30 protein-coding genes and 2 tRNA genes are annotated in these 24,003 nt (G+C 65.4%); 2 read left to right on the plus strand and 30 right to left on the minus strand.

The window, feature by feature from the left end; genetic code table 11:
* The first annotated feature begins 25 nt into the window (after positions 1–25).
* On the plus strand, positions 26–1,501 hold the full coding sequence (locus AC6RIC_RS23395) for a right-handed parallel beta-helix repeat-containing protein (RefSeq protein WP_499734123.1): 1,476 nt from the start codon (positions 26–28) through the stop codon (positions 1,499–1,501).
* Positions 1,502–1,728: 227 nt separating this feature from the next.
* On the opposite strand, the gene AC6RIC_RS23400 is transcribed toward AC6RIC_RS23395, so the two are convergent.
* Positions 1,729–1,803 (minus strand) — tRNA-Gln (locus tag AC6RIC_RS23400).
* A 149-nt stretch (positions 1,804–1,952) separates the two neighbouring features.
* Here AC6RIC_RS23400 and AC6RIC_RS23405 point away from each other — a divergent pair.
* Positions 1,953–2,029 (plus strand) — tRNA-Pro (locus AC6RIC_RS23405).
* A gap of 81 nt (positions 2,030–2,110) precedes the next feature.
* Here AC6RIC_RS23405 and AC6RIC_RS23410 read toward each other — a convergent pair.
* The 29 genes from AC6RIC_RS23410 to AC6RIC_RS23550 all read right to left on the minus strand — a co-directional run bounded on the left by AC6RIC_RS23410 (position 2,111) and on the right by AC6RIC_RS23550 (position 23,965).
* A complete protein-coding gene (locus tag AC6RIC_RS23410; protein ID WP_499734124.1) occupies positions 2,111–2,683 on the minus strand; it encodes a hypothetical protein in 573 nt (190 codons plus the stop codon).
* A gap of 211 nt (positions 2,684–2,894) precedes the next feature.
* Positions 2,895–3,521, minus strand: coding sequence for a dATP/dGTP diphosphohydrolase domain-containing protein (locus AC6RIC_RS23415; RefSeq protein WP_499734125.1), 627 nt, complete (start codon positions 3,519–3,521; stop codon positions 2,895–2,897).
* Entirely contained in the window at positions 3,521–4,867 is a 1,347-nt protein-coding gene (locus tag AC6RIC_RS23420) for a hypothetical protein (RefSeq protein ID WP_499734126.1), read from the minus strand. The genes AC6RIC_RS23415 and AC6RIC_RS23420 overlap by 1 nt, the downstream gene beginning before the upstream one ends.
* 1 nt (position 4,868) lies before the next feature.
* Positions 4,869–5,219: a hypothetical protein gene (locus AC6RIC_RS23425; protein ID WP_499734127.1), complete on the minus strand. Its 351-nt coding sequence runs from the start codon at positions 5,217–5,219 to the stop codon at positions 4,869–4,871.
* On the minus strand, positions 5,216–5,449 hold the full coding sequence (gene lysC / locus AC6RIC_RS23430; RefSeq protein ID WP_499734128.1) for an Rz1-like lysis system protein LysC: 234 nt from the start codon (positions 5,447–5,449) through the stop codon (positions 5,216–5,218). The genes AC6RIC_RS23425 and lysC overlap by 4 nt, the downstream gene beginning before the upstream one ends.
* Positions 5,415–5,798 carry a hypothetical protein gene (locus AC6RIC_RS23435; RefSeq protein ID WP_499734129.1) on the minus strand — a complete coding sequence of 128 codons (384 nt, stop codon included), beginning with the start codon at positions 5,796–5,798 and terminating at the stop codon, positions 5,415–5,417. The genes lysC and AC6RIC_RS23435 overlap by 35 nt, the downstream gene beginning before the upstream one ends.
* On the minus strand, positions 5,798–6,280 hold the full coding sequence (locus AC6RIC_RS23440) for a lysozyme (protein WP_499734130.1): 483 nt from the start codon (positions 6,278–6,280) through the stop codon (positions 5,798–5,800). The genes AC6RIC_RS23435 and AC6RIC_RS23440 overlap by 1 nt, the downstream gene beginning before the upstream one ends.
* Positions 6,277–6,501 (minus strand): DUF7940 domain-containing protein, encoded by a 225-nt coding sequence (locus AC6RIC_RS23445; protein WP_499734131.1) that lies wholly within the window; start codon positions 6,499–6,501, stop codon positions 6,277–6,279. Before AC6RIC_RS23445 ends, AC6RIC_RS23440 begins: the two co-directional genes overlap by 4 nt.
* A gap of 131 nt (positions 6,502–6,632) precedes the next feature.
* Complete coding sequence (locus tag AC6RIC_RS23450; RefSeq protein WP_499734132.1) at positions 6,633–7,085, minus strand: hypothetical protein; 453 nt, start codon at positions 7,083–7,085, stop codon at positions 6,633–6,635.
* A gap of 28 nt (positions 7,086–7,113) precedes the next feature.
* On the minus strand, positions 7,114–7,959 hold the full coding sequence (locus tag AC6RIC_RS23455) for a tyrosine-type recombinase/integrase (RefSeq protein ID WP_499734133.1): 846 nt from the start codon (positions 7,957–7,959) through the stop codon (positions 7,114–7,116).
* Between the two features lie 43 nt (positions 7,960–8,002).
* Positions 8,003–10,525 carry a hypothetical protein gene (locus tag AC6RIC_RS23460; protein ID WP_499734134.1) on the minus strand — a complete coding sequence of 841 codons (2,523 nt, stop codon included), beginning with the start codon at positions 10,523–10,525 and terminating at the stop codon, positions 8,003–8,005.
* Positions 10,526–10,534: 9 nt separating this feature from the next.
* Complete coding sequence (locus AC6RIC_RS23465; RefSeq protein ID WP_499734135.1) at positions 10,535–10,807, minus strand: spike base protein, RCAP_Rcc01079 family; 273 nt, start codon at positions 10,805–10,807, stop codon at positions 10,535–10,537.
* Between the two features lie 46 nt (positions 10,808–10,853).
* Complete coding sequence (locus tag AC6RIC_RS23470; RefSeq protein ID WP_499734136.1) at positions 10,854–11,354, minus strand: DUF4376 domain-containing protein; 501 nt, start codon at positions 11,352–11,354, stop codon at positions 10,854–10,856.
* Positions 11,351–12,319, minus strand: a complete 969-nt coding sequence (locus AC6RIC_RS23475; protein ID WP_499734137.1) for a hypothetical protein — start codon at positions 12,317–12,319, stop codon at positions 11,351–11,353. Before AC6RIC_RS23475 ends, AC6RIC_RS23470 begins: the two co-directional genes overlap by 4 nt.
* 9 nt (positions 12,320–12,328) lie before the next feature.
* Positions 12,329–13,024: a putative phage tail protein gene (locus AC6RIC_RS23480; protein WP_499734138.1), complete on the minus strand. Its 696-nt coding sequence runs from the start codon at positions 13,022–13,024 to the stop codon at positions 12,329–12,331.
* A 3-nt stretch (positions 13,025–13,027) separates the two neighbouring features.
* Positions 13,028–14,107: a baseplate J/gp47 family protein gene (locus AC6RIC_RS23485; RefSeq protein ID WP_499734139.1), complete on the minus strand. Its 1,080-nt coding sequence runs from the start codon at positions 14,105–14,107 to the stop codon at positions 13,028–13,030.
* Complete coding sequence (locus tag AC6RIC_RS23490) at positions 14,107–14,616, minus strand: phage GP46 family protein (protein ID WP_499734140.1); 510 nt, start codon at positions 14,614–14,616, stop codon at positions 14,107–14,109. The genes AC6RIC_RS23485 and AC6RIC_RS23490 overlap by 1 nt, the downstream gene beginning before the upstream one ends.
* Positions 14,617–14,621: 5 nt before the next feature.
* Positions 14,622–15,128, minus strand: a complete 507-nt coding sequence (locus tag AC6RIC_RS23495; RefSeq protein ID WP_499734141.1) for a phage baseplate assembly protein domain-containing protein — start codon at positions 15,126–15,128, stop codon at positions 14,622–14,624.
* A 1-nt stretch (position 15,129) separates the two neighbouring features.
* A complete protein-coding gene (locus tag AC6RIC_RS23500) occupies positions 15,130–16,227 on the minus strand; it encodes a phage baseplate assembly protein (RefSeq protein WP_499734142.1) in 1,098 nt (365 codons plus the stop codon).
* 12 nt (positions 16,228–16,239) lie between these two features.
* The gene (locus AC6RIC_RS23505) at positions 16,240–16,938 is read right to left on the minus strand and encodes a hypothetical protein (RefSeq protein ID WP_499734143.1); all 699 of its coding nucleotides are present in this window, start codon (positions 16,936–16,938) and stop codon (positions 16,240–16,242) included.
* Complete coding sequence (locus AC6RIC_RS23510; protein WP_499734144.1) at positions 16,935–17,399, minus strand: DNA circularization N-terminal domain-containing protein; 465 nt, start codon at positions 17,397–17,399, stop codon at positions 16,935–16,937. The genes AC6RIC_RS23505 and AC6RIC_RS23510 overlap by 4 nt, the downstream gene beginning before the upstream one ends.
* On the minus strand, positions 17,399–19,861 hold the full coding sequence (locus AC6RIC_RS23515; protein ID WP_499734145.1) for a phage tail tape measure protein: 2,463 nt from the start codon (positions 19,859–19,861) through the stop codon (positions 17,399–17,401). The genes AC6RIC_RS23510 and AC6RIC_RS23515 overlap by 1 nt, the downstream gene beginning before the upstream one ends.
* 90 nt (positions 19,862–19,951) lie before the next feature.
* On the minus strand, positions 19,952–20,308 hold the full coding sequence (locus tag AC6RIC_RS23520; protein ID WP_499734146.1) for a hypothetical protein: 357 nt from the start codon (positions 20,306–20,308) through the stop codon (positions 19,952–19,954).
* A gap of 6 nt (positions 20,309–20,314) precedes the next feature.
* Complete coding sequence (locus AC6RIC_RS23525; protein ID WP_499734147.1) at positions 20,315–20,695, minus strand: phage tail tube protein; 381 nt, start codon at positions 20,693–20,695, stop codon at positions 20,315–20,317.
* Positions 20,696–20,713: 18 nt separating this feature from the next.
* The gene (locus AC6RIC_RS23530; protein ID WP_499734148.1) at positions 20,714–22,237 is read right to left on the minus strand and encodes a phage tail sheath C-terminal domain-containing protein; all 1,524 of its coding nucleotides are present in this window, start codon (positions 22,235–22,237) and stop codon (positions 20,714–20,716) included.
* Positions 22,238–22,267: 30 nt separating this feature from the next.
* Positions 22,268–22,489: a DUF2635 domain-containing protein gene (locus tag AC6RIC_RS23535; RefSeq protein WP_499734149.1), complete on the minus strand. Its 222-nt coding sequence runs from the start codon at positions 22,487–22,489 to the stop codon at positions 22,268–22,270.
* Positions 22,490–22,498: 9 nt separating this feature from the next.
* Positions 22,499–23,251 carry a hypothetical protein gene (locus AC6RIC_RS23540; protein WP_499734150.1) on the minus strand — a complete coding sequence of 251 codons (753 nt, stop codon included), beginning with the start codon at positions 23,249–23,251 and terminating at the stop codon, positions 22,499–22,501.
* Entirely contained in the window at positions 23,248–23,628 is a 381-nt protein-coding gene (locus tag AC6RIC_RS23545) for a hypothetical protein (protein ID WP_499734151.1), read from the minus strand. The genes AC6RIC_RS23540 and AC6RIC_RS23545 overlap by 4 nt, the downstream gene beginning before the upstream one ends.
* Before the next feature lie 4 nt (positions 23,629–23,632).
* A complete protein-coding gene (locus tag AC6RIC_RS23550; RefSeq protein WP_499734152.1) occupies positions 23,633–23,965 on the minus strand; it encodes a DUF2190 family protein in 333 nt (110 codons plus the stop codon).
* Positions 23,966–24,003: the final 38 nt, after the last annotated feature.

Below are 24,003 nucleotides of genomic sequence, written 5' to 3' on the forward strand. Positions count from 1 at the left end.
GCTTTGGACCCTGGAGGATTTCCCAATGGCGTCTCGCCGCAGTTTTCTCCTCGCCGCTGGTAGCCTCGCAGCCTCAGGGCTTCATGGATTGGAGGCATTCGGCCAAGATTCGGCATTGAGCCGCAAGACTTCAAGCGCGCCTACCCAGAGCGAGGCGCCCGGAACCGGCCGTAGGTTGTACGTCGCCCCCACCGGCGAGGACGACGACGACCCGGAGCGGGGCACCGTCCAGCGCCCGTTCGCCACGCTTCCTCGCGCCTTCGCCCACGCCTACGGCGGCGATACGATCCTGCTGCGAGGGGGAGAATACGGCTTCGACGGCGCCGCCGAAGGATGGCTTCTCGCTGGTCGCGGCGGAGAGCCGGGACGTCCGATCGTCATCGAGAACTATCCCGGCGAGGTTCCCGTGATCGACGGAGCCGCAATGAGGCCCCCGACACAACGGTATCAGGCGTGGCCTTCGCGCAATTCAGCCGGCGGGTTTGCGCTTGTTATCATGGATGCGTCCCACCTGACCCTGCGCGGACTTACCGTTCGCCATGGCCCGATGGGCGGGTGCTTCGTCAACGGCACACATCACAACTTGTTGATCGAGCGCTGCGTCTTTCGCGACAATGGCTGGCTCAACGACGAGTATGGCACCGGCCTGGGAATCCTCGGGAAAGGCGATCACAACATCGTGCGCAATTGCGATTCCTTCGGCAATCACGGCGGAGGGCCGGGCGCAACGGGCGGAAATGCCGATGGGATCTCGGTTTCGCTCAACGACAGCACCGGCACCATCGTCACCGGTAACCGCGCTTGGCGCAACACGGACGACGGCTTCGACTTCTACAACACCTCGCGGGCCAAGGACAGCCTCAGCACCTCACCATGCCTTATCGATCAGAACTGGTCCTTCGAGAACGGATACAACTCCGACGGCTCGATCAACCCTACCGAGGCTGGCGACGGCTGCGGTTTCAAGCTGGGAGGGCGGCGCTCAGGCGCCACCGGCCTCTATGGCGGCCACACGGTGACCCGGTGCCTTTCTTGGAGCAACAAGACAAGCGGTTTTGATGACAACAGCTATAATGGCGGAATGCTGCCGATGGCCATCTTCAACAATGTCTCGTTCAACGATGCGCGCAGCGAGGTGGGTTACGCCTTCATCATTGAGCATAATGCGAGCACGGTGCTTCGGAACAATATAGTCTTCATAAAAGGCGGAAGGCACGACTTCGACATTGAGCTTGCGTCTCAATCGCACAATGCAAGCAACGGTGCGGCCTTAAGGTCCTTCTCGCCAACGAATTTCAAAGTGTCTTTGAACGACTTTCAGTCCATCGACGATGCGATTGCGCGCGGTCCCCGGCAGGCGGACGGCTCCCTGCCGGTCTCGGACTTCTTGAGACTGGCGAAGGGGAGCAGGCTGGTCGGCGCAGGAAGCACGCTCGGGCTGCCATCCAACGTGCCCTCGAACGGGGAGGTTGTCAGCCTCGGGGCCTTCGAGGGGCCATAGCAACGGCCCATTGTCGCGGACTCTGACGCATGCACAGTCCTGCTGCGCGCTCGCTGCCCCCGACCTTCAGCCCGCTCTGCGGCATGACTGTATCCGCAGCGGCGAAGCAAAGGGTGCCATGGACCGACGCTACCGGCACTGGCGATTCCGCCAAGGATCGCGCCGGGCTACAAACACGGTCGCAGAAACTGCTCAGTCGCCCAGAGGGCACGGTTCAGCTGAATGCATGGCTGGGGCGCCAGGATTCGAACCTGGGAATGGCGGTACCAAAAACCGCTGCCTTACCACTTGGCGACGCCCCAATGTGCGGCGCCTTCTAGAACGCGGCGGCGCGACGCGCAACCGTCAAGCCACCGCATCTTTTGCCCGCTCGGCAAGAATTCCTCCACAACCTGCAAAGAGCCTGTTGCGCCGGAGCCGCGTGCTGGCTATAAGCCGCCCACCAGCGGATCGGAGTGTGGCTCAGCCTGGTAGAGCACCTCGTTCGGGACGAGGGGGTCGCAGGTTCAAATCCTGCCACTCCGACCAAAATTTCCCGAGATAGTTCAAGCAGTTGAGACGACGGCCCTTCGGGGCCTTTTTCTTTGACCGACAGAAATACCGACAGTTTCAATCACCGCCGACACGCTTCCGCCGCTCGATCTGGGCTGGCGCTGCTGGCAACTTCTCGCTCAACCCACCCTCGATGATCTGCAAGCCCTGCATGCCCGGCGGCAGGTCCGGAGGATCTGGCCGGCGCAGGTCGGGGCAGAAGCCACCGCATTTCATCCCGTACTTCTGCGGTCGCCTCGTCGGGTTCCAGGGCGCCCAGTGGCAACCCTTGATGAACTCGACGACGAGCCGACCGAGGGTGATGTAAGGCCCGTATTTCGCGGCATAAACCGCCAGGCGCACGTCCCCGCCGCGCTGGCAAAAGTGGCAGCGCATCCTGACCACAACCCACGGATAATCGCGCAGCATCGTCGCCTCCGTCGGGGGCTTCCAATCGCCCGACGATGACATGCGGCCCACTTCAGAACGGAATATCGGGAAGATCGGCCGGCCCCGGGCACCAGCTTGTGCGCACGACCTTCCCGTTGTCGAGAATATCAACCCGATACCCCGGCAAGAGCGGCAAGCGAAGCAGCCGGCGATCCGCGCGGCGACGCGCGTGATGCCGGGAAACAAGCTGACGACGCCCATCGGGACGCTCGGTGACAACCTCGAAACGGAACCTTCTGGTCGGGGGCATGGCCGTTCTCCAACGTGAACAGAAAGAGAACAAACACCAAGCCCCGCGAGAGTCAAGGCGCCCGAAAACGAGCCCTCAAAACGCGAAAAGCCCCGCCGGCGCGAGCCGACGGGGCAAGTTGTGACGTCATGAGTGTCGGCAAAGGCGCCGATGTCGCGACTATCAGCCGCCCTCTCGCCCGCTCGCGTCAAGAGCGTTCTCCGCCGTCCAATGGATCGGATTATGATCCTCGAAAAGCTTGCGGATGCGCGCCACCTCGGTCTCGAGGTCGCGCATCAACGCGCCGAGCGCGACTGTCGGCGGCCGATCATCCGTCAGTTTCCCCGCCAGATCGGCATCGAGCAGGATCGCCGCGCCGGCGATGAGCGAAGCCAGGTGCGGCACACCGGTCTTCGGGTCCTTGTCCTCGCCGTTCCACCAGCTTTTCAGATGCCGATCGAGCGCCCCCCGATAGACGGAGGCGCGAACCCCGGCCACGCGCCAGTTATACGCGCCGTATTTGGCGGCGCCTTCGGCAAAGGATAGCGCCGCGAACACGGCGAGGCTGTCTGGCACCAGGTCGAGCGGCAGCCTGTTGCTGGCGATCCGGTCCTTCGGATTGGTCGCCTTCACCATTTTGTTGGGGTCAACAGAATGGTCAGCGGCAACCTCGCTCTTGCCGGTCACCCGGTCCAGATAGGCGGTCTGCCGCTCGGCCGAGAACGAAGAGCAGACCGAGGCGGAGGCCAACGTCCGGCATCGCGGCTTGACCGATACGCCGCAGAATTCGCAGGTCGGTTCGATCGACATTATGCCGCCCTCCTGAAACTGACCCAGTCTTCGCCCGCCGCCGTGTCCGGCTCCTCGAGCTTGATTTCCCAGCGCGAGGTGATGCCGCGGCGCGGATGGACGAACCAGAGCGGCTGCGAAGGCGCAGCCGGAGGAGCGCGCAGGGCCGAGCGGGCATATTCGTCCCAGCCCTTCAGCGTACCGGAGACGATGACGCGCGGCAGCCAGATCATCTGGTGCCAATGGCCGATGACCAGGACGTCGTAGTCCAGCCCCAGCGCGGCGGCCTGCTTGCCGACCTTGGTCTCGCCGCGCGCGATCGGCCCGAGCGAGCCGATGATGCCGTCGCCGCCCTTCACGCCGAGCATGTCACCATGCATCGCCAGATAGCGCTGGCCGAAGACCCGGTAATGCACTTCGTTGGTATCGGGAATGTCGAAATGCAGGCGCCGGTCACCCTCGAAGGCGCGCGCGACGAGCTGATAGATCAGCCAGTCATAGTTCTTGAAGATATAGCGCTTGAACTCGGGCTTCTGCGTCGCCCGGCCATGGTTGCCGGAGGCGCAGGGCACATAGACCTGTCCGAAGGCATCGGCGATCTGGCGCAGGCCCCAGATCAGCAGATCGACGCAGCGCAGGACCGTCGGCAACACCTCTTCGGCATCAGTCTTGGCGAGCTCGGGATGCAAGCCGCCGGAGACGAAATCGCCAAGCAGGTTGACGACGATGCCGGGATAGTCGCCAGGGCCGTGCTTCTGCGCGAGCGAGATCGTCGCCGCGACCAGCCGGCGCACGCGCGCCTCAGCAATCGTCGGGTCGAAGGCGTTCTTGCCGCCGGTCTCAGCCGCCGACACGACCTCGCCCATATGCCAGTCGGACCACACGGCCACCGGCACCTCGGGCGTGCCGCGGCCGCGCTTGGCGCCGGGCTCGATCGTCCAGGCCGGCGGGGTGGTCGAAGCGGCGGCAATCCGCCCGAGCAGGATGCGCACGGCCTCGGTGTCGAGATCCGCGCGCTGCTCGGCCTTGAGCTGCTTGCGCAGGGCGACGACCTCGTCCTGTAGGCCCGTCAGCTTGCGCTGGAGCGCGGTGTCCGGCTCGGCCGCCTTGCCCTTGGCGGGCTGACGATCGGCCGGGGCAATGCCGTTAGGCGAAAGCCCATAGAGGGTCGAGGCCTGGCGCAAGCGGTTGGCGACGGTGCTGGACGCCAGCCGGAGCGCCGCGGCCGCTTCGCCGAGGGCCGAGCGCCCGGCATAGCCGCGCTTCAGGGGATAGATCGCGCCGTTCGCGATCGCCGCCTCGACGGCGCGCACGGCGGCCTCCGCTTCGGCACGGCCGAGCGGCTTGTTCAGATGCTGGACCGACATATCAGGAGCCACTCCCCCGGCGGGCAGGACGCGGCGGCGGCTCCTGCCGCTCGATCACGCGGTCGATGCGATCGCTCATATTGCCGAGCTGATCATGCAGCCCGCCGATGGCGCCCATCAGCCGGTCCATCTGCTCGCGCAGCCCGGTCTTCGAGACATAGGTTTCAGAGACATGCAGCTTGTACGCGGCAAGCTCGCTGCCAAGGATCTCAGCCCGGGCATTGGCCGAGGCGGCCGAGGCCATGGCTTCCGCCCGCGCCCGGTTGACGATCGATTCGATTCGCACCCAGACGGTGGTGACGAAGCCGAGAATTCCGACGACGAAGCCGACGAATTCGGTGGTTATGGTCATCGCGCAGCCTCCACCGCGTTGACGGCGGCGCTCCGACGCTGCTCGCAGATTTCGAGATGGGACCGGTCTCGATCCCAGTAGGTTTTGACCTCGCCTGCCGTCAGCCCGCGATCGGGCGTCTGCACCGGCTTCGCGCAAGGGACGCGCGCCTCGGCCGGGAGAACCGGCCGGATGAACTCGACCTTCACCACCGGCTTATCGTCCCTGGTTGAGCAGGCGGACACGATCATGGTCGAGGCCGCAAGCATCAGCATTCGGCAAAGCCGCATTGCGGGCTTCCTTTTCGGCAAGGCTGTCGGAGAGGCGGGAGATTTCGGCGGCGGCGACCCGCGAGGCCGCATCGGCCTTCACAGCCTGCGCCTCCCGCGCCGCCGAGGCCTTGGCATTGGCGGCGTCAATCTGGGCTTTCCACTCTGCATCGCGAAGGGCGACGGCGGCCTTGACCGCCTTGTCCTGCATACGCTCGATCACGGCGAAACCGCGCCAGAAGGCGAAGCCGGCAAGCAGGAGGACGAGGGCGAACGCGCCGGCGATCAGGAGCGGCTTGGCCGCCCGGGAGGCAAAGAGGCCAGCCAGCATCACAGGCCCTCCAGGCACATGGCGCGCTCATGCTCGCGCCGGCGCGTCAGGCCGCGCATTTCCATGCCGGCTGCCTTGTTCCATTTCAGGAAGGCGTCGCAGCTCGCCCGGGTGTGTCCGGCATTCTGCAGGCGGGCGACGCTCGACTTGCAGTAGGCGCCCGTGCCGATGTTGTAGGCCAGCGAGAGATGCGCGACGTAACGCGGCGCCGGCGCATCCTTCAGCGACGGCACGCAACGCTCGATCGCATCGCCGAACTGGTCGGCGCGGGCGATCAGCATCGCCTTGCACTGATCGAGCGTGAAGCTCATGCCCGGCCGGATCGGTGCGCCGTCCGCTGTCCGCGTCTCTCCGACGCAGACCGTCCAAGGATAGCCCTTCGTCGCCGGATCGGGATAGGCATAGAGCTTGAGCCCCTCGACGCTGACGAAGGTCGTCATCACCAGGGCAGCGACCGCGCCGCTTTTCTTGACGCGGCTCATGGCTGCTCCCCCGAAACAGATTCCTGCGCGATGAAGCGGGCGATGGCGGCGGCCACCGTGGTGACGAAGCCGGCCGCGGCGAAGGTGCCGCGCGGGACGGGCGGACTGTCCATGAAGACCTGGAAGAGGAACTCCGCGCCGGTCAGGCCCGCGGCGAAGACGTTCAGCCAGAAATTGGTCGAATAGAGCAGCACACGCCGCCAGTTCGGGACGAGACGCATCGGAGCCTCAGGTACAGCGGCGGTTGATGTCGTGCTGCACCAGCGCGCAGCGGATGAGGGCTGCCTCCCCGGCACAGCCGGAGAGCAGCGCGGCCAGCACGGCCGCGACGATGAGGCGGGTCATCCCGGTCTCAGAGCGCGAGGATCAGGCCGCCCCAGAGCGCGCCGGTGGCGAGCTCGGCAAGCCAGATCGGATTGTCCGGTCGCCAGCGCCAGGCAAGCTCATAGGCGGACAGCGAGAGGGCGGCGAAGAGCACGCCGAGCAGCGCGCCCCAACAGCCGAAGACGAGCAGGACGGGCACGGCGAGCATCATCCGCAGGAAGAAGCGAAGATGATCGCCGCGGGCTCCGGGCAAGCGACCAAGATCGTAGAATTCGGCCCAGGCCGGCACGCCCCAGAGCAAATAGGCCAGAGCGATCGCCAGAGCTGCGAGCGGAGGCTGGGCCAGCAGGGCCAGGAGACCGATAGCCGGCGCGACATACCAGAGTGCCCGCCCCGGCAGCCAGGCCGGCATCCAGCGGGCATCACCGCGCGCGCGATTGAGCCCGGCGCTCAGGCCGAGCACCAGAATGACAGTGTGCATGAGGATCTCCGGAGAGCGCGGCGGCAGCTCAGACTGCGGCGAGCAGCAGATAGTCGCGCCGAGGCGGCGGGAAATTCTGGTCGATCTGGGCGGCAACCGTCCGGCCTGCCGCGGCAGTATGGATATAGACCTCGAGGAACACCCGGGCGGTGCGCCAGCCGCCCGCATCCATGGCCGTCCGAATGCCGAGGCCCATGTTCAGCGCATTGGTTGCGAAAGCCGCACGGCCGACGGCGTGGCTCGATTTGTATTCGAGGCCCGCACGACGGCAGATGTTCTTGAGGCGGTCATTGACATTGTGGCGGCAGCGCTGACCGAAGACGCGCTCGCCCTGTTTCAACCCGATCATGCGGATGCGACGGACCAGCTCCTGCGACAGGTGCCGCTCGGAATTTCGATCGGTCTTTGTCTTCACCAGAAGAGCGCGACGGCTTTCGAGATCGACATGCTCCCCTCGGAGATCGACAGCCTCCGAGACCCGCGCGCCCGTATGGTTCATGAACAGGATCAGCGCCGCGATCTTCTGCAGCCGGTTCCGGTCGCAGAACTCGACAAAGGTCGAAATCCATTCCTGATCGGGTGGCGGATATCGCCGCGGCGGTTGGCCCCGCAATGCCCGGATCCTGAGATAGGCACACCAGCCCATCTCATGCGCGTGGTTCATCACCGCCCGGCACGGCGTCATGACATGACGGTTGCGCGTCGAGTTCTTCGCATTTGGAAAGATGTCGAGCGCGAGAAACTTGATCTCACCGGCGGTCACCTCCGAGACCGGCTTATCGCCGATCCGCGCGATGACGCGGCCGAGATACTTCACCTCGCCGCCGAGCGCCTCATAGCTGGCGACGGCGGCGGCAAACGTCTCCCCAGCCATGAGGCCTCCACTTAGCTGCGGCAGTAAGGGTGGTGGGTTCAGATCAGGGCCATGGCGTCCCCGCTCCGACATCCGTGACGGCGGCCGGAGATATCGCGATGTATTTCGCGCCAGTCCCGCGATTGATCCCGCCTGCGTCGTTCCACTGTGCAGCGTTTCCGATAGCACAGACGCGAGACGGAGCACCGAACGGCCCACTGCCGTCAGACCCGATGTGATCGGCGGTAAAGAGCGTCCGAACAGCCGGGTCAGTGATGTCGGCGCGGACCTGGGTGTTCAGGACGAAGCCGCCCCACTGGCCACTGAAGTTGGACGCGCTAGATCCCGAGACGACGCCGCCGAAGCCCATCACGATACTTGCCGAGCGAGTGTATCCAACCGAGTTTGCGCCAACCCAAGACGTGATGGAGCCAGTTCGATCCGTGCTATCGAGGTAGACCTTTACGCCGTTCGCCGCGACGGCTTGCAACGTATCCCAGGCGACGTAGATATCGCGCTCAACGTTGTCGGAGACGCTAACACTGGAATTGATGATGCCAATCGTCGTCCCCGCGTTGTTGCGCAGGGTGACGCGCAGAAATCCAGTTGTGAGCACTTGGACGGTGATCGCCGCCGTGCCGGAAGCCGAACCATAGAGAACGACATTGGCAGCAGGCGCGGTCGCGACCCTGAGCTTCGGGATAAAGAGCGTGCCGGTAGCGCTGTCGACCGTATCCAGCGCTACGGCCGATGCTACCGTGAACCTGTCAGGATCGGTATGTGCGAAGGAGACGACCGGGAAGACAGCGCTCGATGCGGTCGCGACGCTCCAAGTGAACGTTTCGCCGCCGATAGTGAAATTGGCGTTGACGGCGGTCGACCCGCTCGCGCTGCTGGTCACTTCAAGCTGTAGATATCGGCCGTCCGCTATGGTGCCTGCGGTCGATGTCCAAGCCGTCGCATTCGTCCCGTTCTTGTCGTCAGCCGTGCGATACCTGACGCCGGCAGGGACCGAAATCGCGCGGTTTTCAAAGCAGTGAACGAAACTCCACTCCGACGTGTAGACCGTCGAAACAGTGGCCCCGGTCACGGGCGCAAACGCAGCGAAGCTAGGCAAGCTCGGCCACGGGCGGTTAGCCGGCACGCCCCAACGGTCCAGCAGAGTGGCGGCAGTATCAGCCGGGCGCACAGCTCCAAGCGCGGCAAAGGCCACCTTCGGGCGCAGGGCCGCGACGATCTCGTCCTCGGTATCAGCGGCATCCCATACCGCATCATTGGCATCGAACCATGTGCTGTAGGACGCGGTATTATTACCCCGCCCCGTGATGACGTTGCCGAGCGCGCCCGCTGCGCCGCCGACTGCGATCAAAGCCTCAGCGAAGTTGCCATCAATGAACTGGTGATCCGGGTAAGTGGTATCGCCGTTGATGTCGATCGTTGAAAGGGCGGTTCCGTTCTCTGCGGTAACGCCGGAGACGGAGTTCGTGACGAGTTCGTTTTGGATCGGCGCGTTGTTGCGAGGGTTGGTTAGGAGGGTGTTGCGGAAGATGTATGCCCACGCCGCTCCCGTGTTGGCTTCGCGGAACTGGATACCCTTCGATGTGATGCGCGACGACAGCAAGTTGTCGATGAGGCGCGGCGCGAGGAACGGGTATCCGCCATTGATGTCCGACATAAAGACGCGCTGCGGCTGGCCGCGCGCCCCAGGCCGCTGGAGGGCGATATTGCCAGCCAGAAGGAGGCCCGCAATCGGAAAGTTATAGCCAGGCTGCGCCGCGAAAATCTGGACCATATCGCCGTGCGGGTTGGCGTTGTCCTGCGGCTGGCAGAACATGTCGGCGAAGACATTGCCGGAAATGTCGACAGGACCGTTTGCCGAGGTCGCGGCAGCGGTGTAGCCGAACGAGATGAAGTCGCCATAGGGGCGGAGGAGCTTGTTCTTACGGATCGTGATCGAGCCGCCGTTGCCGATATGGTTGAACTTGATCAGCCCCCACATGTCGGCGAACGTGCTGTTCTGGATCGTGATCGAGCCGGTGATCGTCGAGCCGGCCCCCTTCACGGAGCCGAAGCCGTACCACGCCTGGAACAGGTTGTTCTGCGCCGAGAAGCTACCCGACGATCCAAACTGAGAGTATGTCGCGCTATCGGACGTAGGATCGAAGGCGATGAAGCCGCGCGTCCAGTCTCCACCGCGCACGTCGCAACCGTCGACCAAGAGGCCGTTGACGTTGCCGTTCGCAGCGATCAGTGGAGGCGGCTGGCTTCCCCAGGCGGGCGGGGCAGTATTCGGTTGCACCCGCAGCTTGAGCAGGGAGACATTCTGGGCCGCATTCACATAGATCGAGCGCAGGACGTGTCCCGCGACGGATGCCCCTCGAACGATGAGCCCGGCCTTCGTGACGGTGAGGTCCGAGAAAGCCCCCCCATCTGCCAATTCGATGATCTTCCCGGACGTCGCCGCCGAATGCGCTGCGGTGAACTCTGAATCATTGCTGACGACGTAGTCCGCAGGCACAGGGCCGGACCCACCACCCGTACCAAGGCGCACCGCGCATTGCGGGATCGACAACCCCAGTCCGAGCATGGCGAAACCTCAGGAGATCAGGGCGACGATGCCGGTCGCGGTCGTGCCGGTTGCACGAACGATGCGAGCGCGGACGGGCAGGATCTGACCTGCCTTCACGGTGATGGAGACCGGCGCCGTGTCATCCTGGGCGATGATCGAAACGGTGCCATCGGCGCCGATGCTGAGCGCGTTGGGCAGGAAATCGAGTTCGTTCGTGTCGTGCGGCGTGACTGCCAGCAGCTTGCGGGCCGGACCCTGCGAAGAGTTTCTGTCCATAGGCGTGCGGTCGGATGCGGGCATCAGCCCCTCCTAGAATTCAGCGCGAAGGGTCGCGGTGGTGCGGCTTTTAGATTGCGAAGGCGGCGTCGATCTCGGCGGCGGTGGTGATCGCCCCGGCCTCGATCGCCGCCTTGACGGCGGCGAAGGTGGCAAAGCCGCTGTTCACATGCGCCTGGACCGCGTCGCTGATCGACACCATGATGGGCGCATTCACCGGATAGGTGCCGCCATCCGCGCCATGCCAGACGGTCGACCAGTCCGGATCGGCCATCGCGGCGACGCGGGCGCCGGTGATCATCACCTTGGAGCGATCATCGGTCGCCACCGGAACGCCGGCGACGACGATGCCGCCAACCTCCCGGCGCCAGCGGATATCGGCGGCATAGGCCACCAGCTTGACCGCCGCCTCTGCGGCGATGGCCGCGGCTGCCGCAACGAGGGCGGCGTCGTAGCCGGCAAGATCGAGATCCGCTGGCAGGTGCGAGATCGCACCGCCCTCGCCCTCGGTCACAGTCTCGGCGCCCAGCGCGAGCAACGCGCGGACCTCTGCTCGATCAAGTCCCATCATCCGTTTTCGACCTCATAGACGGTGAATGTGGAGGAGAAGCCGTCGACCCAGCCTGCGCCATCCGCCGAAGACGGATTGACCACGACCGTGCTGACATTGGTAAGGGCCTGGCCGACGCGATACTCGATCGCGACATCGCCGGCCGCGATGCCATCCCAAGAGTACTTGTTGGCCTGCGGCGACTGAAAACTGACGCCGGAATTGTTATAGAGGAGGTAGTGGTTCTGATACTGGTCGGTTCCAGACGAGCCGTTCAGCCTCGCTCGCGCATAGGTCGTCGACGACGTATCGGCCAGACGAAGCGACGGGAGCGCCTCGAATATCAGCTTCGTCGAAGCCTTCAGTTTCGGATAGGTCTGAGACCACAGGACGATGCCGGGGTTGAAGGCGCCGGTCAGAACCGATCGGGCCGTCGTCCTGTAGACCCGGTAGTTGAGGATACGACCGCCCTCGGCAGTCAGCGAAGCGCCTATGTCGCTTGGCAGCATCGACAGGATGCGAATATTCGTCCCGTCATCGATCGTCGTGTAGGCCACGCCCGAGACGAGGTCGCCGATCGCGGGGTCGGAGCCATCCCGCTTCTTGATACGGCGGTTGCCCAGACCGGCGATGTTGGCGTTGACGGTCGTCGACGTGTTCGTCGCCGGGGCGATGATGTCAAAGCTCAGTCCGGCGCCATAGGCAATCGGCGCGAGCGAGAGGCCAACCGTCCAGGCGTTCGCCGAGCCGGTAGCAACCGAATAGTTCATGCCCTTCTGGATGGCATAGGCGAGCTGCTTGAGGTTCGCGCCCGACGGCGTCTGCCCCGAACTCGCAATCGCGTTCAGGATCTCGATCTGGACGTGCTCCGGCATGTCGGCCGCCAGAAACGAGCCGGCGATGCCAAGTCCGGCGTTCTTGTCGACATAGTCATTGCCGAACGCATTCGCCGGGCCCTGCGCGCCGACGGGCTGGATATACTGCATGGATGCCTCTCAGGCTGAAGCGAAGACGAGTTGCGTGTGAACGGGCGAGATCGCGCGCAGCAGGCACTCCAGCCCGGCGATATCGCTGTAGCTGACGAGGCGCGTACCGCCCGGGCCAAGCTCGCCGCAGCCGGCGCCAAGCTCGAATTCGTACATGCGGTAATCGTCCGGCCGGACGATCCAGATCGTCTCGGGATCGGTCGCCGTCAGCTCATCGGGCCCGCCGATCTCGGAGGCGCCGCATTCGAAGCCGGTCGGCTCGTCGATGGTGATGTCGTAGCCACCGGCCCGCGCGACACAGATGAAGTAACCGGGCGAAGCTCCGCCATGGGCAGACAGCTTGGCGCGAACCGCAGCCTTGCGGGCCGCGAAACCGGCATCGGCCGTTCCGCAAGGATCCGGCAGGGCAAGCTCTTCCTCCCAATCGGCCAGACTGAAGGTGATGGCCGTCGGGAAAACCTGCGTCGTGACCTCGAAGACCCAGCGATAGATCTCGCCGAGGCAGGTCGCGATGCCGAGCCAGCTCTTGCGCTGCTCGGGAGCTGCGCCGCGGCCATCGTCGGCTTCATCCGTGCCCCAGGCCTCGCCGCGCGGGGCGCAGGCCAGGACCTGCGGCAGAAGCAGCTCGCCGCTCGGGTTCGACAGGATATCGTCGACCGAGGGAGGATCGCTCGGAAGGGCATCGCAGGGCCAGGTCGTCGCCATCGATCAGCTCAGTGTGAGGGTGCCTCGCACCGGCAGCTGACCGGGCGTCGTGTAGGTGATGTCCGCAGCCGGAACAGTCAGCGTGTGGCGATCCTCGCCGGTGGCCCGGGATACCGCCTCGCTGATCCATGCGCGCGGCAGCACGAACGGATGGTTCGGCCGGGCGACCAGCATCCGCTCGGCGAAGAGCGCATCGAGTTCGGCCGCGATCGAGGCTTCCACCTGCGTCGTGAGCGGCTCCACCCCGGTCGCAGTGATGTTCACCGGCACGGCCGTCGGCGCGACCACCGTGACCCGCGCCGTCACCGGTCGCAGGTTCGGATCGGAGAGATGCGCCTGGACCGCGGCGATGTCCCCGCCATTCGGAATGCCGTTGACCCGGTCGGCAAAGGTGACGGCGAGCCAGACGCGCCGGTCCGTGTTCGAGTAGGAATCGACAAAGACGCGGTCGACGCCGGCGACTTCCTTCGCCCAGCGCTCCCAGTCGCCGGCAGAACCGCCCTGCGGCGGATTGCGCTTGCGCTGGAGAACGCGCTGCCGGAGCGCTTCGGTGCCCTCGGCGGCCGAGCCGCCCCCAAGGCCGCCCGAGACCGCGCCGGTGCCGCCGGCAATGGCGACGGGAGACGTCGAGATCAGCGTCAGGATGGCACCGTCAGCTGTATTGCCCGCCGTACCGGCCTGATCGGCCAGCACTGTCAGGGAGACCGCGCCCGGCACTGCGATCGCGGAGGCGACTGTCAGGAACAATGCCCCGTCGTCACGCTGGAAGGCGAGCCCGGCCGGGAAAGTGCCCGAGCCCTGCGCTTGGACGATGACCTGACCGCCGGCACGACCGGCCGCGAGGCTGACGATGCCATATTCGAAGGCGTGGCGGCGCAGCCAGGTGGCATCGGCCGAGGATGCAAAGATCTGGCGATAGAGCACGATCAAGCGAAGGTCGATCGTGCGCGCCAGCTGCGCCAGAACCTTTGCCATGACGGCATGGCTATTCGGCCAGAGGTCGACCACCGCGCCGACGATCGGGCGATAGAAGCCCTTGAACTTCGAAAACCAGCCGTCGACGGTATCGGTTGGGAGTGCCATCAGGCCTGCGCCTTCCACAGAACGTCGAACCGGTCCGAATAGACCGGGCGCCCGTCGCGGGCGGAAAGGGTGATGGCGAGTTGGAGCTGGTCGCCGCGACCGGCGATCGTTCCGACAGCGTGGACGCTCGCCGCGATCTTCTGCGCGATCAGTGGCTGGAGGGCGCGCTCGGCCTCGATCTCCGCCTGCCGCGCGATCCTTGCATCGAGCTTTTCCCGCCTCAGGAGCCAGAGCGTCGAGCCGAGAGCCTGCTCGCCGCGGCGCGGATCGACACCGAAGCTGTCCCCGGCCCAGCCGCGACGATCGCCACCGTGCTCGAAGCGCAGCTGCGAGCGCTCGCAGGCGCAGTGCGAGAACAGCAGCTGCACGATCGCCGAGCGGATCGGATTGTCGGAGGTCAGCCCATAGACGGGATCGGCGACGAAATCGCCGGAGGTCGATGCCCATGCGACATCGGGAGGCGCGAGACCTTTCGGTGTCGCCCGCTGCGGCAGCGTGATGGTGAGCATGATGCCTAGATCGTTCCTTCCGGCGTGTCCGGAGCGGCCGGATCGATACCTGCGAAGACGTGCTTGGACGGCCCGGCCATGGTCATGACCGGAAAATGCGGTGGCTTGCCGAGATAGACCGCCTTGCCGTCCAACTGGACCCAGTCGGAGGCCTCGACCTTGAATTTCCCGACATTGCGGGCGTGATGGTTCTTGCCGCCATGGTCGAGATCGGCCTTGTCAGTGAGCAGCCGCCAGAGCATGCCGAAGGCGTTGTAGAAGGCCGCAACGCCCTTGGGCAGGTTGCGCGGCCGATGTTGCGGCGCCTCGAGGCCGAGCACCACGACCTCGTCGCGATGCCCATTCAAGGCAGCGCCGATTCCGTGAGCGCCGTCAGGCACATTCCCGGCGAAGCCGAAGGGCTGGACCCGCGCCACCTTGGCGAATTCCTCGCCCGGCAGGCCCTTGCCCGCCAGTTGCTGCTGATCGCCGTCATCGGTCGTGGATGTCAGCTCGAAGCGGAAGATATCCATCTCAAAGGCCCTGATCCAAGGTCCAGTCCGGCGCGGCGATGCCGTACCCGGGGTCGCTCTTGTTGCGTTTGGCTCCGGCGGCCCCGCTTTTGCTCTTCGCGCCGGTGGTGACAGGGTCGACCAAGGTCAACTCGGCTGTCGTGCCGTCCTTCAGGTTCTGCGTGAAGGTGACGCTCTCGATCCGCATCTCTTGCTCGATCCGCTCGCTCGGGATGGAAAGGAAGACCAGGCGCCCGGGCTCCCAAAGCACGCCGTCACCGTCGCGCCAGCCGGCTACGTCAACCGTGGCGGAAAGCCCGCCAAACGATCCCTGCCGCAGCCGCTGCCATTCACCCCGGTTCTTCGCCGACTGCTTGTCCTGGTCGGTCTCGCCGAAGATGATCGCAGGCCGAAATCGCCCGTCATTCGGATCGTAGACCGTCTGCTCGTCGCGCAGATCCTTCGAGGCCGTGCCGAGACGGCGCTGATTGCGCACCACGCTCGGCGAAGCCTTATTCTTCTGGCTGATCTTGACCTTGTATCCCGTCACCGGGCGCTGGCCCTCGGCCAGGTCGGTATGACGCTTGTCGCTGCCGCGCGTGATCAGGATCGCCCCATCGGGCTGCCCGACGAGCATGACGCCGAGTTGCCGGGCATAGCGCTCGACCGTGGCGAACACAGTATCGGCCGGATGACGCTGCACCATCGCAATGGGCGGCAGCTTCACGTCGCTGCGCCACTCCACTCCAGTCTCGGTGAACTCCTTCGCGACGGCGAGCAGGTCCTTGTTTTCGACCCGCCCTGTCTTGTGCTTCACCGGCGGGTGGCGGGCCGCAAGCACGCCCTTGGACTTGCCGGAGATGCGGACCTCGCGCTTGTCCTCATCGAGCTCGCTCTCGTACTCGTCGACCGTGCCGCGGCAGAGCAGTTCGCTCCCTGTCATCAGCTCGACCTCGCGGGCGAAGCGCACTGCGAAGGCGTCCGCCGACCAGTCCGGGTTGGTGACGCGCAGGCCATAGGCGATCGCGGCATCCTTCATCGACCGGGTAATGTTCACTTCCTGGAAGCCACGCAGCCTCTGGCCGTCGACCTTCAGGGCTACATCTTCGGTCAAGGGCATCGGCGGCCTCGGTCAGATAGCGGTCGGAGCCGGTACCGTGAGATCGGTCGGCATGAAGAGCGGCGTCAGTGTGCCCGCGCGCGCGACCAGATCCTCGTCGCGCGAGCAATCGCCATAGAGCAGCCAGGACAGGACAGGCGCCGGCCAGCTGCGTCCGGTCTGGACTTGGGCCAGCGGAGCGACTGTCAGCGCGAGTTCGTCGAGCCCCGCGATCGCGAGGTCGACCGTCTTGCCGACGGCGGCATGCGCCTCCAGCGCGCCCATGATCGCCAGCCCGTCGAGGATCGGCTCGATCCCAGTGGCCAACGTGGCGCGGATGACCTCGACATCGTCGCGGAAGGCCGGCGGCGAGGTGATGGCCGTCACGGCCGCTTCCTGCCAGCACGCCGCAGCGACCAGCCGCGAGGCCGCCTGCGCGAGGTCCTGGGCCCGGGTGAGAGCCGGCGACAATGTCGCCTGCGGGATCAGTGCGATGGCGCCGGCAACAGCCACCCAGTCGGAGAACGACCCGGCCCCGCTCGCACCGAGCGTGCGGATGCCGGCAACGATCGCCGCGACCTGGTCGATCGGCTCTGGCGTCGCGAGGACCTGGGCCCCGAGCGTCGCAAGCTGATCGGCCGCATCGTCGGCAAGCAGCGCAACCGGCTGCAAGGCCATGACGAAGAGCGGCACGGCCGAGGCCAGGGCCGAGAGCTGGTAGCGATCGGTCATCGTTGGATAGCCTGGAGAGCGGGCCGGACCAGCGCGGTCAGTGCGGCCGCGGCGGCCGAGGCCGCAAGATCGAAGATGGTCTGGACGAAATCGCCGCCGCCGCCGGCAGCGACGAAATCGAGATCGAAGGCGACCTTTCCCATCTCGTCCTTGCCGCTGGACCGTTTCACCTTGGTGCAGCGATACATCCCGAACGGGATACCCGGCACCATCAGCATGCCCGGATCCGGGCTGCCGCAGACGGCGAACAGGGCGGAGGCCTCAACGTCGACGAGATCGGAGGCCAGATAGGCGGTGAGGCTCGCCGTCATCGCCTTCCGGCCAGTATCCTCGGTATCGTGCTCTTCCGAGCGGACATACTCATGGACGGGCACATAGCGCCCGCCCTCGGCCGTTTCCTTGTCGACCTCGAAGGTCATGCCCTTGAAGGACGCCTTCAGCAGCGGGCGAGGATCGCGCATCAGTAAGCTCCCGGAGTGCCGATCATCGCCGTGCCTTCAGCCTTGATGTCGCCGCTCGATGTGACGCCAAGACCGGAGACCTGCGAACCGGGCGCCGCCTTGACGGTGATGCTGACCGTGGCCTGCCCTTTCAGCTCGACGGGTTCCAGTTTGCCTGTCACGTCGATGGGGCGGTCGACCGTGGCCTTGATCGAAGAGATATCGCCAAGTCGGCTGAAGGCACGGCCGCGAGCCGCTTCCGGATCGCGCTGACGCTCTCGCTGAACTCGCATACTGCGCTCGTAATCGGCCGGGTCGATGACCTGGTCGTTGCGATACCGCCAGCCCTGCGGCGACGTGACGTTCTCTTTGGCATACTCAAGGCCCTGATAGGCGCCATAAGCCAAGCCGATCGGACCTAGTAAACGGGCGCCGATCCCCGATGCTACACCGCCCCAGCGTCCCAAAGTAGCCAACGCTGCCACGCCAGCCCCACCAACACCGAGAGCGGACGCTCCCGCCGCAGCGCCGCTCGCCACAAGCGAAGCCGAACGCAAACCGAGTAGCGCTGCGCCGGCCAGACCGATCTGCGTGGTGAACTCGATCAGCTTGGGCGGCGCCGATGCTATCGCCTCGATCGCATTGCCCATAGCGTCAATGGTCGGCGTCAGCCAGCTTTCGTTGGCGCGGCCGATCCTGTTCGCCGCCGTATCCACCGCACCCGTCAGACGCTCCAGCGCGCCACCCAAGCCACCGGTGATGGTCGTTGAAATCTTGTCGCCGAAGTCCCCTGGCGTGCTCTTGATCGCATCGCGATCACGCTGAAACTGTTCGAACGACTTCGAAATGACGCCCAGCTTGTTGCCGTGCTTGTCGGTTGCAAAGGCGTTCAGAACGCCGAGCGTCGGATCCTTGCCAAGGATGGCGGCGAGAAGACCTTCAGTATCGACATTCTCAACACTGAATTTGTGGAACTCTCCGATCTTCTTGGCGAGCGCTTGCCGGTCGGATGCCCGCATCTTCCCGTCCTTTTTGGGCGTGAAGAGAGAGCTGACGGCGTCCGTTACGGCTTCGGTAAACCGCCCCCTGTCGCCGATGATTTCCTCGTCCGACAGGGTTTCCGATAGCTTTTCGCGAATGGAGGGCGTGAAACTCTTACCGAAATCCTGCTTGAACTTGCCTTCGAGGCTATCGACGGACAGGCCACCGGGCAGCTTCGTGAAATCGCTATAGTTGATCCCGGCCGTTGCGAGTGCGGCCATTCCCTTGTTGGTCGGGGCTACCAGCTTTGCCGCGAGGGTACGTAGCGCTGTGCCCGCCTGGTCGCCGCTGATGTTCGACCGCTTGAGCCCAACAGCGAGAGCCGCCATGGTCTCGTCAGAGAGACCGGCAATGCGACCAGCGGAAACACCGCGCTCGACGAAAGGCATGACGTCGTTGTGCGACATGTTTGCCAGCTTCGACATGCGGAGAAGCAAGTTAGAAGCGCGGCGGGACTCGGCATCGGCCTTCTCAGGCGTGCTGATATCCTTGCCGGTCGACATCAGGAAGCCGGTCACGGCTTGCGCCGCGTCCTCCATGGTCGTGCCCTTCATGGCGAGGGCGTAATTCTTCATCTGCGCCACGAGCGGCGCGATCGTGTTTGCGTTCTTGATGTGGGCCGGCAGGCGATTGGCGACCGTCGTCTGCGCCTCGACGATATCGGCGTTGGTGAACTTGGTATCGGCGCCGATGCGCTCGGCCTGGGGGATCAGTACACGCGCCTGCTCCTCGGCGGACATGTCGGCAAACGCGCGCTGACGGCGAATGGCATAATCAAACTCACCCGACTTGTTAAGAATGACGCGGCCAGCTTCTTTTCCCTTATGGGCGAGGTATCCGCCACCGATCGCGTGCGCGACGCCATGGGCCGCTTCGCCAGCCTGCTTGCGGATAGGCGCATTTGCGGCCGCCGCCATCTTCCCCGAGCCCGCGACCTGCTGCTGACGCTGCAAGGCAGCCGTCGCTCCCTTGACGCGCTGCTCCAGCTCTCGCTGGCGTTGCGCAAGTCGATTGACCGGGATGCCGGCAGCCTCAAGGTCTGAACGTGCCTGACGAACAGCCCTGCCCTGCAGCATGAAAGCCGTGCGGGCCGTATCGGCCGCGCGCGCGGCACGCTCGTAATCCCGAGCCAGACGCCCCCCTGAACCTCCAGCGGCGTCGAGCGCAGCCTTCAGCCGGTTGGCCTCTTGCTGAGCCCTACGATTGGCGATGGATGCCTTGTCGAGATCGCGCGAAACCTTCTTGAAGCCGTCGATTTTACCGAGCTTGGCGTTGAGTTCGTCCGCACGCTTGGCCATGGCGCTCAGCTGCTCGCCGCCTGCGCGTGCGAATTGCTGCTGTGCCTTCGTGACCTGTTCGACCTTCTTGGCCATCGCGAGGATCTTGGCCGAGGCCTGATCTTCAGCCGTGAGCAGCGCACGGGCTTCGATGATCTTCGCCATGATCCTACCTTGTGAGGAGCTTTCGCGCGAAGCCGCGCTCCAGACAGAAATCGAGTTCGGAGAAGCTCATGTCGCCGAACTCGTTCAGTGTCAGGAACCGGAGGTCGAAGACGAGGAGATCGCAAGCGTGCTCAACATCCGAGCCCGCGCCTGTTCGAAAAAACCGAGGAACTTCTCCCGGCAGACCATCGCATTGGCGAGAGAAAGCCCGGCCAGGATGATCGGGTTGAAGGGCGGGCGAACGCAGCGCTCCATATACGCGAGGATCGTTTCGTCGCGCTCGATCAGGAAGCCGCCGCTCGATCCGTTCTGGACGATCTGGAAGGGCTCGCCGAGGCTGAAGAAATCGCGCCCCGTCGGTTCGCGAAATTCAATCTCGGTGCACATCCCCTGATGCGTCTCGACCGGATCCGGCAGAGGCACCTTGACGATGACGGGATCAGCCATGTCCGATTACTCCGCCCGGAACGAATAGTTGTTGCGATCCGTCTCGATCGACATGCCGGAAACCTCACCGCTCTCCGTGTCGATCGTCGGATCGCCGCTCCAGCTCGCATTCGTGAAGAAATGCGTGATACCGACATCCTCCTCGTAGATCGTGGCGTTGAAGTTCTCGAGGAGCAGAGCGTCGTTGAAGACGATGCCGCTGCGCTCGCCGCGATCGAAGCTGACATCCGCCTTGGCGAGCTTCGGGGCGACAGTGGAATAACCACTGCCATCCCGGTTGGCGCCGTTGGTGCGGGTGACCGTCGTGGGCGAGATCGAAACGCTCGACCGCGCCGTGAAATTGCGGCCGGTGATCTCGATCGAGATCCGGCCCCCCTTCTTGTCCATGGATGCGCTCCTGCGGGATCAGTTGGTGAGCTGGGTCGAAACCGCGATATTCGCGGCAAAGACGCGCAGCTGGTTGGCGGTGTCGACCGGCAGATAGGCGTTGAGCCGGTTCGGATCGGAGGAGCGCTCGACGATGATATCGCGCGAGAAGCGGTCCTTGCCCTCGCAGATGCCGGCCTCGTCGCAGAGCTGACCGTAGGCGTGAATGATGACGTCGCGGGCCGCCTTCGGCGTCACCACGCCCTGCAGCTTGCGCGGGTTGTCATCCTTCAGCACATGGCGCGGGAAGGTCGTCTCGACGACATAGCGCATGTAGCGCCCGACATAGGCCGACTGCGCCAACGTCTCGACGTCGAGGAAGGTCGCGTCGGGCTGGCCGAAGGCGTTGAGCTGCTCGGTCGTGACCAGACGATCCAGCGCGACCTGGCCGTCAGGGCGGACATAGCAGGCGCCGATGCCGTTGCTGTAGAGGCTCTGGCGATCGGGGACCGACCAGCGATCCGTCTCCAGCTTGGGTCCGCGCAGGCCCGACAGGACGATCGTCTGCATCGGCCGGGCGATCTCGACGGCCTCGGAAAGCGGACGACCCAGGTTCTTCGAGAAGCCGAGGGCGCCATTGACGGCGGCCGCCCAGCACCAGGGCGGATGCGGCGCGTTGCGCACGCCGACGATCGTGGTGTGGCGGTCGTTCCGGCCGGCGCCGAAGCTCGTCAGATTGGCGAGCGTATCGTCCTTGACGGTGGTGTAGTGCCCGTGGAGCTGCTGGAGCGGCGCCCAGCGGCCGGAGCCGGTATCGGCCAGGAAGGCGCGCGCGGCATTGAGCTGCGTCGCCGTCGCGAAGGGTGCCGCGAGCCATTCCGCCGGGGCGGAGCCGAACTGAGCCAGGGCCGCCGCGAAATCGACGTCGCCGGAACCGCCGGTCAGCGCAGCCGCGGCGGTGACGGTGATGCCCGCAGGATCCGAGAAGCCGGGCTCGAGATCGGCATCGATCCGGATCGAATTGCCGAGCGAGCCGCCGTGGCGGGCCGTCAGGGTCACGGTGCCCGTCGAGACGCTCGTGGTCACCGGGAACAGCAAAACCTTGTTGAACTTGACGTAGCCCGCCGAGACGGCAGCGGCGAAGCGGGCCGCGAGCTGCGCAGCCGTGTCGCCGACGGCGTAGGGGATCGAGACCAGCTCGCCGGCGATCCAGCGAGCGAACGCGCCCGAGCTGGTGGCGGTGCCCGAAAACACAATCGTACCCGCCGCAGCCGCGTCCGCCCCCGGCTCGGCGACGACAAGCGCATAGAGCTCGCCGACGGGGTCCATTTCGCGGGCGTAGACCGCCATGTCGCACAACATCGAGCCGTTGCCGAAGAGCAGCCGCGGATCGGTGCCGCCGATATTGATCAGCATCCCGACCGGGGCGATGCCACCCGACAGCTTGTGCCCGGGGATGACCTGGCGGGAGCGACCGGCATAGGGCGAGCCGGCCGAGTTGAACTCGGCATAGAACAGCGGCACCTTGAGGCCGCCCGGAATGGCGTTGAAGGCGACGACCATGGCGTCGGAGCTCCTTTTGAGAGGGCGGGATCAGGGCTTCTTGTCGGGCTTCGGCGGCGGCGCCGGAGTAGCCTCCGGTTCCGGCGCGGCGACGGGGTCGGGCTCGCCGATGACGACGTCGCCGCGCAGCTGCAGGGCGATCCAGTAGGGGTCGCGCGGCTTGGTATCGCCGCCATCCGGCAGGCGGTCGCCCGTCGACGGGTCGCGGATGTCCGCACCCGGGCAAGCCGGGCGGATGTAGAAATTGTCCATGGATGGGCCTCAGCTGAGATCGGCACGCGCGCCGAACTCGGCGCCGTCTGTCGGATCGGGGCGCGGCTTCGGGCCGGGCCTGATGGTCATGTCGATGCCGGCGAGGTATCCCGGCGAGGCGACAGGGCCCGCGACGGCCGCCGCAGCCTGATCGAGAACCGATCGGCCGTAGCTGCCCGCCGGAAGCAGAGGCGCGAGCAGCCGCAGGCAAGAGGGCAGCGCGGCGTAAGGCCCGGTCGCCGGCGGATCGGCCAGGCTCTCTTCGAGGTCTTCGACCAGTTCGCAGGTCAGCTTGAGCAGGCGCGACGCTCGCCGGACACCCTCGTCATCCTCGAAGCGCTCCGACTGATAGCCGGTGATGCGCTTCAGCAGATTGCGCCTGCAGACGGCGCCAAGCGGCGTCTCGGCATGCGCGACCACGGTGGCGATGCGCCATTCCAGCAGGTCGAGCCCGGCCTCCAGCTCGGCCGTGGTGACCGGCCGATACAGCACAAGCTCGCCATCGTTCTCGATCGACGCGACATGCGTGATCTCGAAGACCAGCTCCTGGTCGAGCCCGAACGGCGGACCGCCGTTATTGTCCGACCATGCCTTACCCACGGTCGATTCCGTGTGGAGTAGTATGATCGGCAGCTCTGCCGGCTCGGTGGCGCCGGAGCTGCTATCGAGGACCTGGCCGCCGGTGCCGGTGGCGATGAACGGATCCTCGCGCAGCATCTGCACTGCGGCGAGGCGAAGGCCGAGGCGAGCTGCGGCGCTCATGCGACAAGCTCCAGGCGGGTGATGGCATAAGTGATCGCGTGAGCCTCGGCGATTTCGAAGATGGCGTCCGTATCGACCCGCTGAACGCGATCGCCCTTGCGGGGAAGCCAGGGCAGCGCACCGTGCAAGGTGATGGTCGGCTTCGGCCTGACCATTCCATGGGCGTTGCTGTTGGCGATGCCTCTGCCCTGCGGCTTGGCGGCGGTCGAGGGAAGGTTGACCTCCCCCGACACGACGAAGGGCGGCCGGCTGTCGTCGTCGGCCGAGCGCCCGTTCGGATCAGCCGCGCTCCGCGCGATCAGGCGCAGGCGCTCGGCCATGACACGCGCCAGGGTCCGATCCGCCACCGCCGCCAGCCGATCGAACGGCGACGGCATGGCGTCAGATCGAGCCGTTGAGGCGGATCAGGGCCGTGGCGTCGCCGGAGGCTGCGGCCTGGGTCGCGGCGCCGACCTTGGTGTTGCTGCCGACGGTCGTCGTGAGCACCTTGTTCGTGTTGTCCCAATAGAGGGCCGCGGCTTCGGTCACGGCCTGACCCGCGGTCTTCGGCAGCTCGTAGACGCCGACCGTCTTGCCGGCGAAGGGCTTGCCTTCCGCTGCTGAGAACACGGCGATGACGAAGAGCGCGCCGATCAGGTAGGCATTGCCGCTGACGACACCGCCGGTCGGTGCCGTCAGGGTGACGGTGCTGCCCGGCTGCACGAAATTCTTCATGGTGATGATCCTTGCTGGAGGAAATCCGCGAGGCCACC

This window comes from Allobosea sp. TBD101 (genome assembly GCF_059817965.1).

What these genes read in the sequence shown, in the direction of transcription:
- AC6RIC_RS23395 (WP_499734123.1), top strand. Translation starts at nt 26, where the DNA reads ATGGCGTCTCGCCGCAGTTTTCTCCTCGCCGCTGGTAGCCTCGCAGCC.
- AC6RIC_RS23410 (WP_499734124.1), bottom strand. Translation starts at nt 2,683, where the DNA reads ATGGGCGTCGTCAGCTTGTTTCCCGGCATCACGCGCGTCGCCGCGCGG.
- AC6RIC_RS23415 (WP_499734125.1), bottom strand. Translation starts at nt 3,521, where the DNA reads ATGTCGATCGAACCGACCTGCGAATTCTGCGGCGTATCGGTCAAGCCG.
- AC6RIC_RS23420 (WP_499734126.1), bottom strand. Translation starts at nt 4,867, where the DNA reads ATGTCGGTCCAGCATCTGAACAAGCCGCTCGGCCGTGCCGAAGCGGAG.
- AC6RIC_RS23425 (WP_499734127.1), bottom strand. Translation starts at nt 5,219, where the DNA reads ATGACCATAACCACCGAATTCGTCGGCTTCGTCGTCGGAATTCTCGGC.
- lysC (WP_499734128.1), bottom strand. Translation starts at nt 5,449, where the DNA reads ATGATCGTGTCCGCCTGCTCAACCAGGGACGATAAGCCGGTGGTGAAG.
- AC6RIC_RS23435 (WP_499734129.1), bottom strand. Translation starts at nt 5,798, where the DNA reads ATGCTGGCTGGCCTCTTTGCCTCCCGGGCGGCCAAGCCGCTCCTGATC.
- AC6RIC_RS23440 (WP_499734130.1), bottom strand. Translation starts at nt 6,280, where the DNA reads ATGAGCCGCGTCAAGAAAAGCGGCGCGGTCGCTGCCCTGGTGATGACG.
- AC6RIC_RS23445 (WP_499734131.1), bottom strand. Translation starts at nt 6,501, where the DNA reads ATGCGTCTCGTCCCGAACTGGCGGCGTGTGCTGCTCTATTCGACCAAT.
- AC6RIC_RS23450 (WP_499734132.1), bottom strand. Translation starts at nt 7,085, where the DNA reads ATGCACACTGTCATTCTGGTGCTCGGCCTGAGCGCCGGGCTCAATCGC.
- AC6RIC_RS23455 (WP_499734133.1), bottom strand. Translation starts at nt 7,959, where the DNA reads ATGGCTGGGGAGACGTTTGCCGCCGCCGTCGCCAGCTATGAGGCGCTC.
- AC6RIC_RS23460 (WP_499734134.1), bottom strand. Translation starts at nt 10,525, where the DNA reads ATGCTCGGACTGGGGTTGTCGATCCCGCAATGCGCGGTGCGCCTTGGT.
- AC6RIC_RS23465 (WP_499734135.1), bottom strand. Translation starts at nt 10,807, where the DNA reads ATGCCCGCATCCGACCGCACGCCTATGGACAGAAACTCTTCGCAGGGT.
- AC6RIC_RS23470 (WP_499734136.1), bottom strand. Translation starts at nt 11,354, where the DNA reads ATGATGGGACTTGATCGAGCAGAGGTCCGCGCGTTGCTCGCGCTGGGC.
- AC6RIC_RS23475 (WP_499734137.1), bottom strand. Translation starts at nt 12,319, where the DNA reads ATGCAGTATATCCAGCCCGTCGGCGCGCAGGGCCCGGCGAATGCGTTC.
- AC6RIC_RS23480 (WP_499734138.1), bottom strand. Translation starts at nt 13,024, where the DNA reads ATGGCGACGACCTGGCCCTGCGATGCCCTTCCGAGCGATCCTCCCTCG.
- AC6RIC_RS23485 (WP_499734139.1), bottom strand. Translation starts at nt 14,107, where the DNA reads ATGGCACTCCCAACCGATACCGTCGACGGCTGGTTTTCGAAGTTCAAG.
- AC6RIC_RS23490 (WP_499734140.1), bottom strand. Translation starts at nt 14,616, where the DNA reads ATGCTCACCATCACGCTGCCGCAGCGGGCGACACCGAAAGGTCTCGCG.
- AC6RIC_RS23495 (WP_499734141.1), bottom strand. Translation starts at nt 15,128, where the DNA reads ATGGATATCTTCCGCTTCGAGCTGACATCCACGACCGATGACGGCGAT.
- AC6RIC_RS23500 (WP_499734142.1), bottom strand. Translation starts at nt 16,227, where the DNA reads ATGCCCTTGACCGAAGATGTAGCCCTGAAGGTCGACGGCCAGAGGCTG.
- AC6RIC_RS23505 (WP_499734143.1), bottom strand. Translation starts at nt 16,938, where the DNA reads ATGACCGATCGCTACCAGCTCTCGGCCCTGGCCTCGGCCGTGCCGCTC.
- AC6RIC_RS23510 (WP_499734144.1), bottom strand. Translation starts at nt 17,399, where the DNA reads ATGCGCGATCCTCGCCCGCTGCTGAAGGCGTCCTTCAAGGGCATGACC.
- AC6RIC_RS23515 (WP_499734145.1), bottom strand. Translation starts at nt 19,861, where the DNA reads ATGGCGAAGATCATCGAAGCCCGTGCGCTGCTCACGGCTGAAGATCAG.
- AC6RIC_RS23520 (WP_499734146.1), bottom strand. Translation starts at nt 20,308, where the DNA reads ATGGCTGATCCCGTCATCGTCAAGGTGCCTCTGCCGGATCCGGTCGAG.
- AC6RIC_RS23525 (WP_499734147.1), bottom strand. Translation starts at nt 20,695, where the DNA reads ATGGACAAGAAGGGGGGCCGGATCTCGATCGAGATCACCGGCCGCAAT.
- AC6RIC_RS23530 (WP_499734148.1), bottom strand. Translation starts at nt 22,237, where the DNA reads ATGGTCGTCGCCTTCAACGCCATTCCGGGCGGCCTCAAGGTGCCGCTG.
- AC6RIC_RS23535 (WP_499734149.1), bottom strand. Translation starts at nt 22,489, where the DNA reads ATGGACAATTTCTACATCCGCCCGGCTTGCCCGGGTGCGGACATCCGC.
- AC6RIC_RS23540 (WP_499734150.1), bottom strand. Translation starts at nt 23,251, where the DNA reads ATGAGCGCCGCAGCTCGCCTCGGCCTTCGCCTCGCCGCAGTGCAGATG.
- AC6RIC_RS23545 (WP_499734151.1), bottom strand. Translation starts at nt 23,628, where the DNA reads ATGCCGTCGCCGTTCGATCGGCTGGCGGCGGTGGCGGATCGGACCCTG.
- AC6RIC_RS23550 (WP_499734152.1), bottom strand. Translation starts at nt 23,965, where the DNA reads ATGAAGAATTTCGTGCAGCCGGGCAGCACCGTCACCCTGACGGCACCG.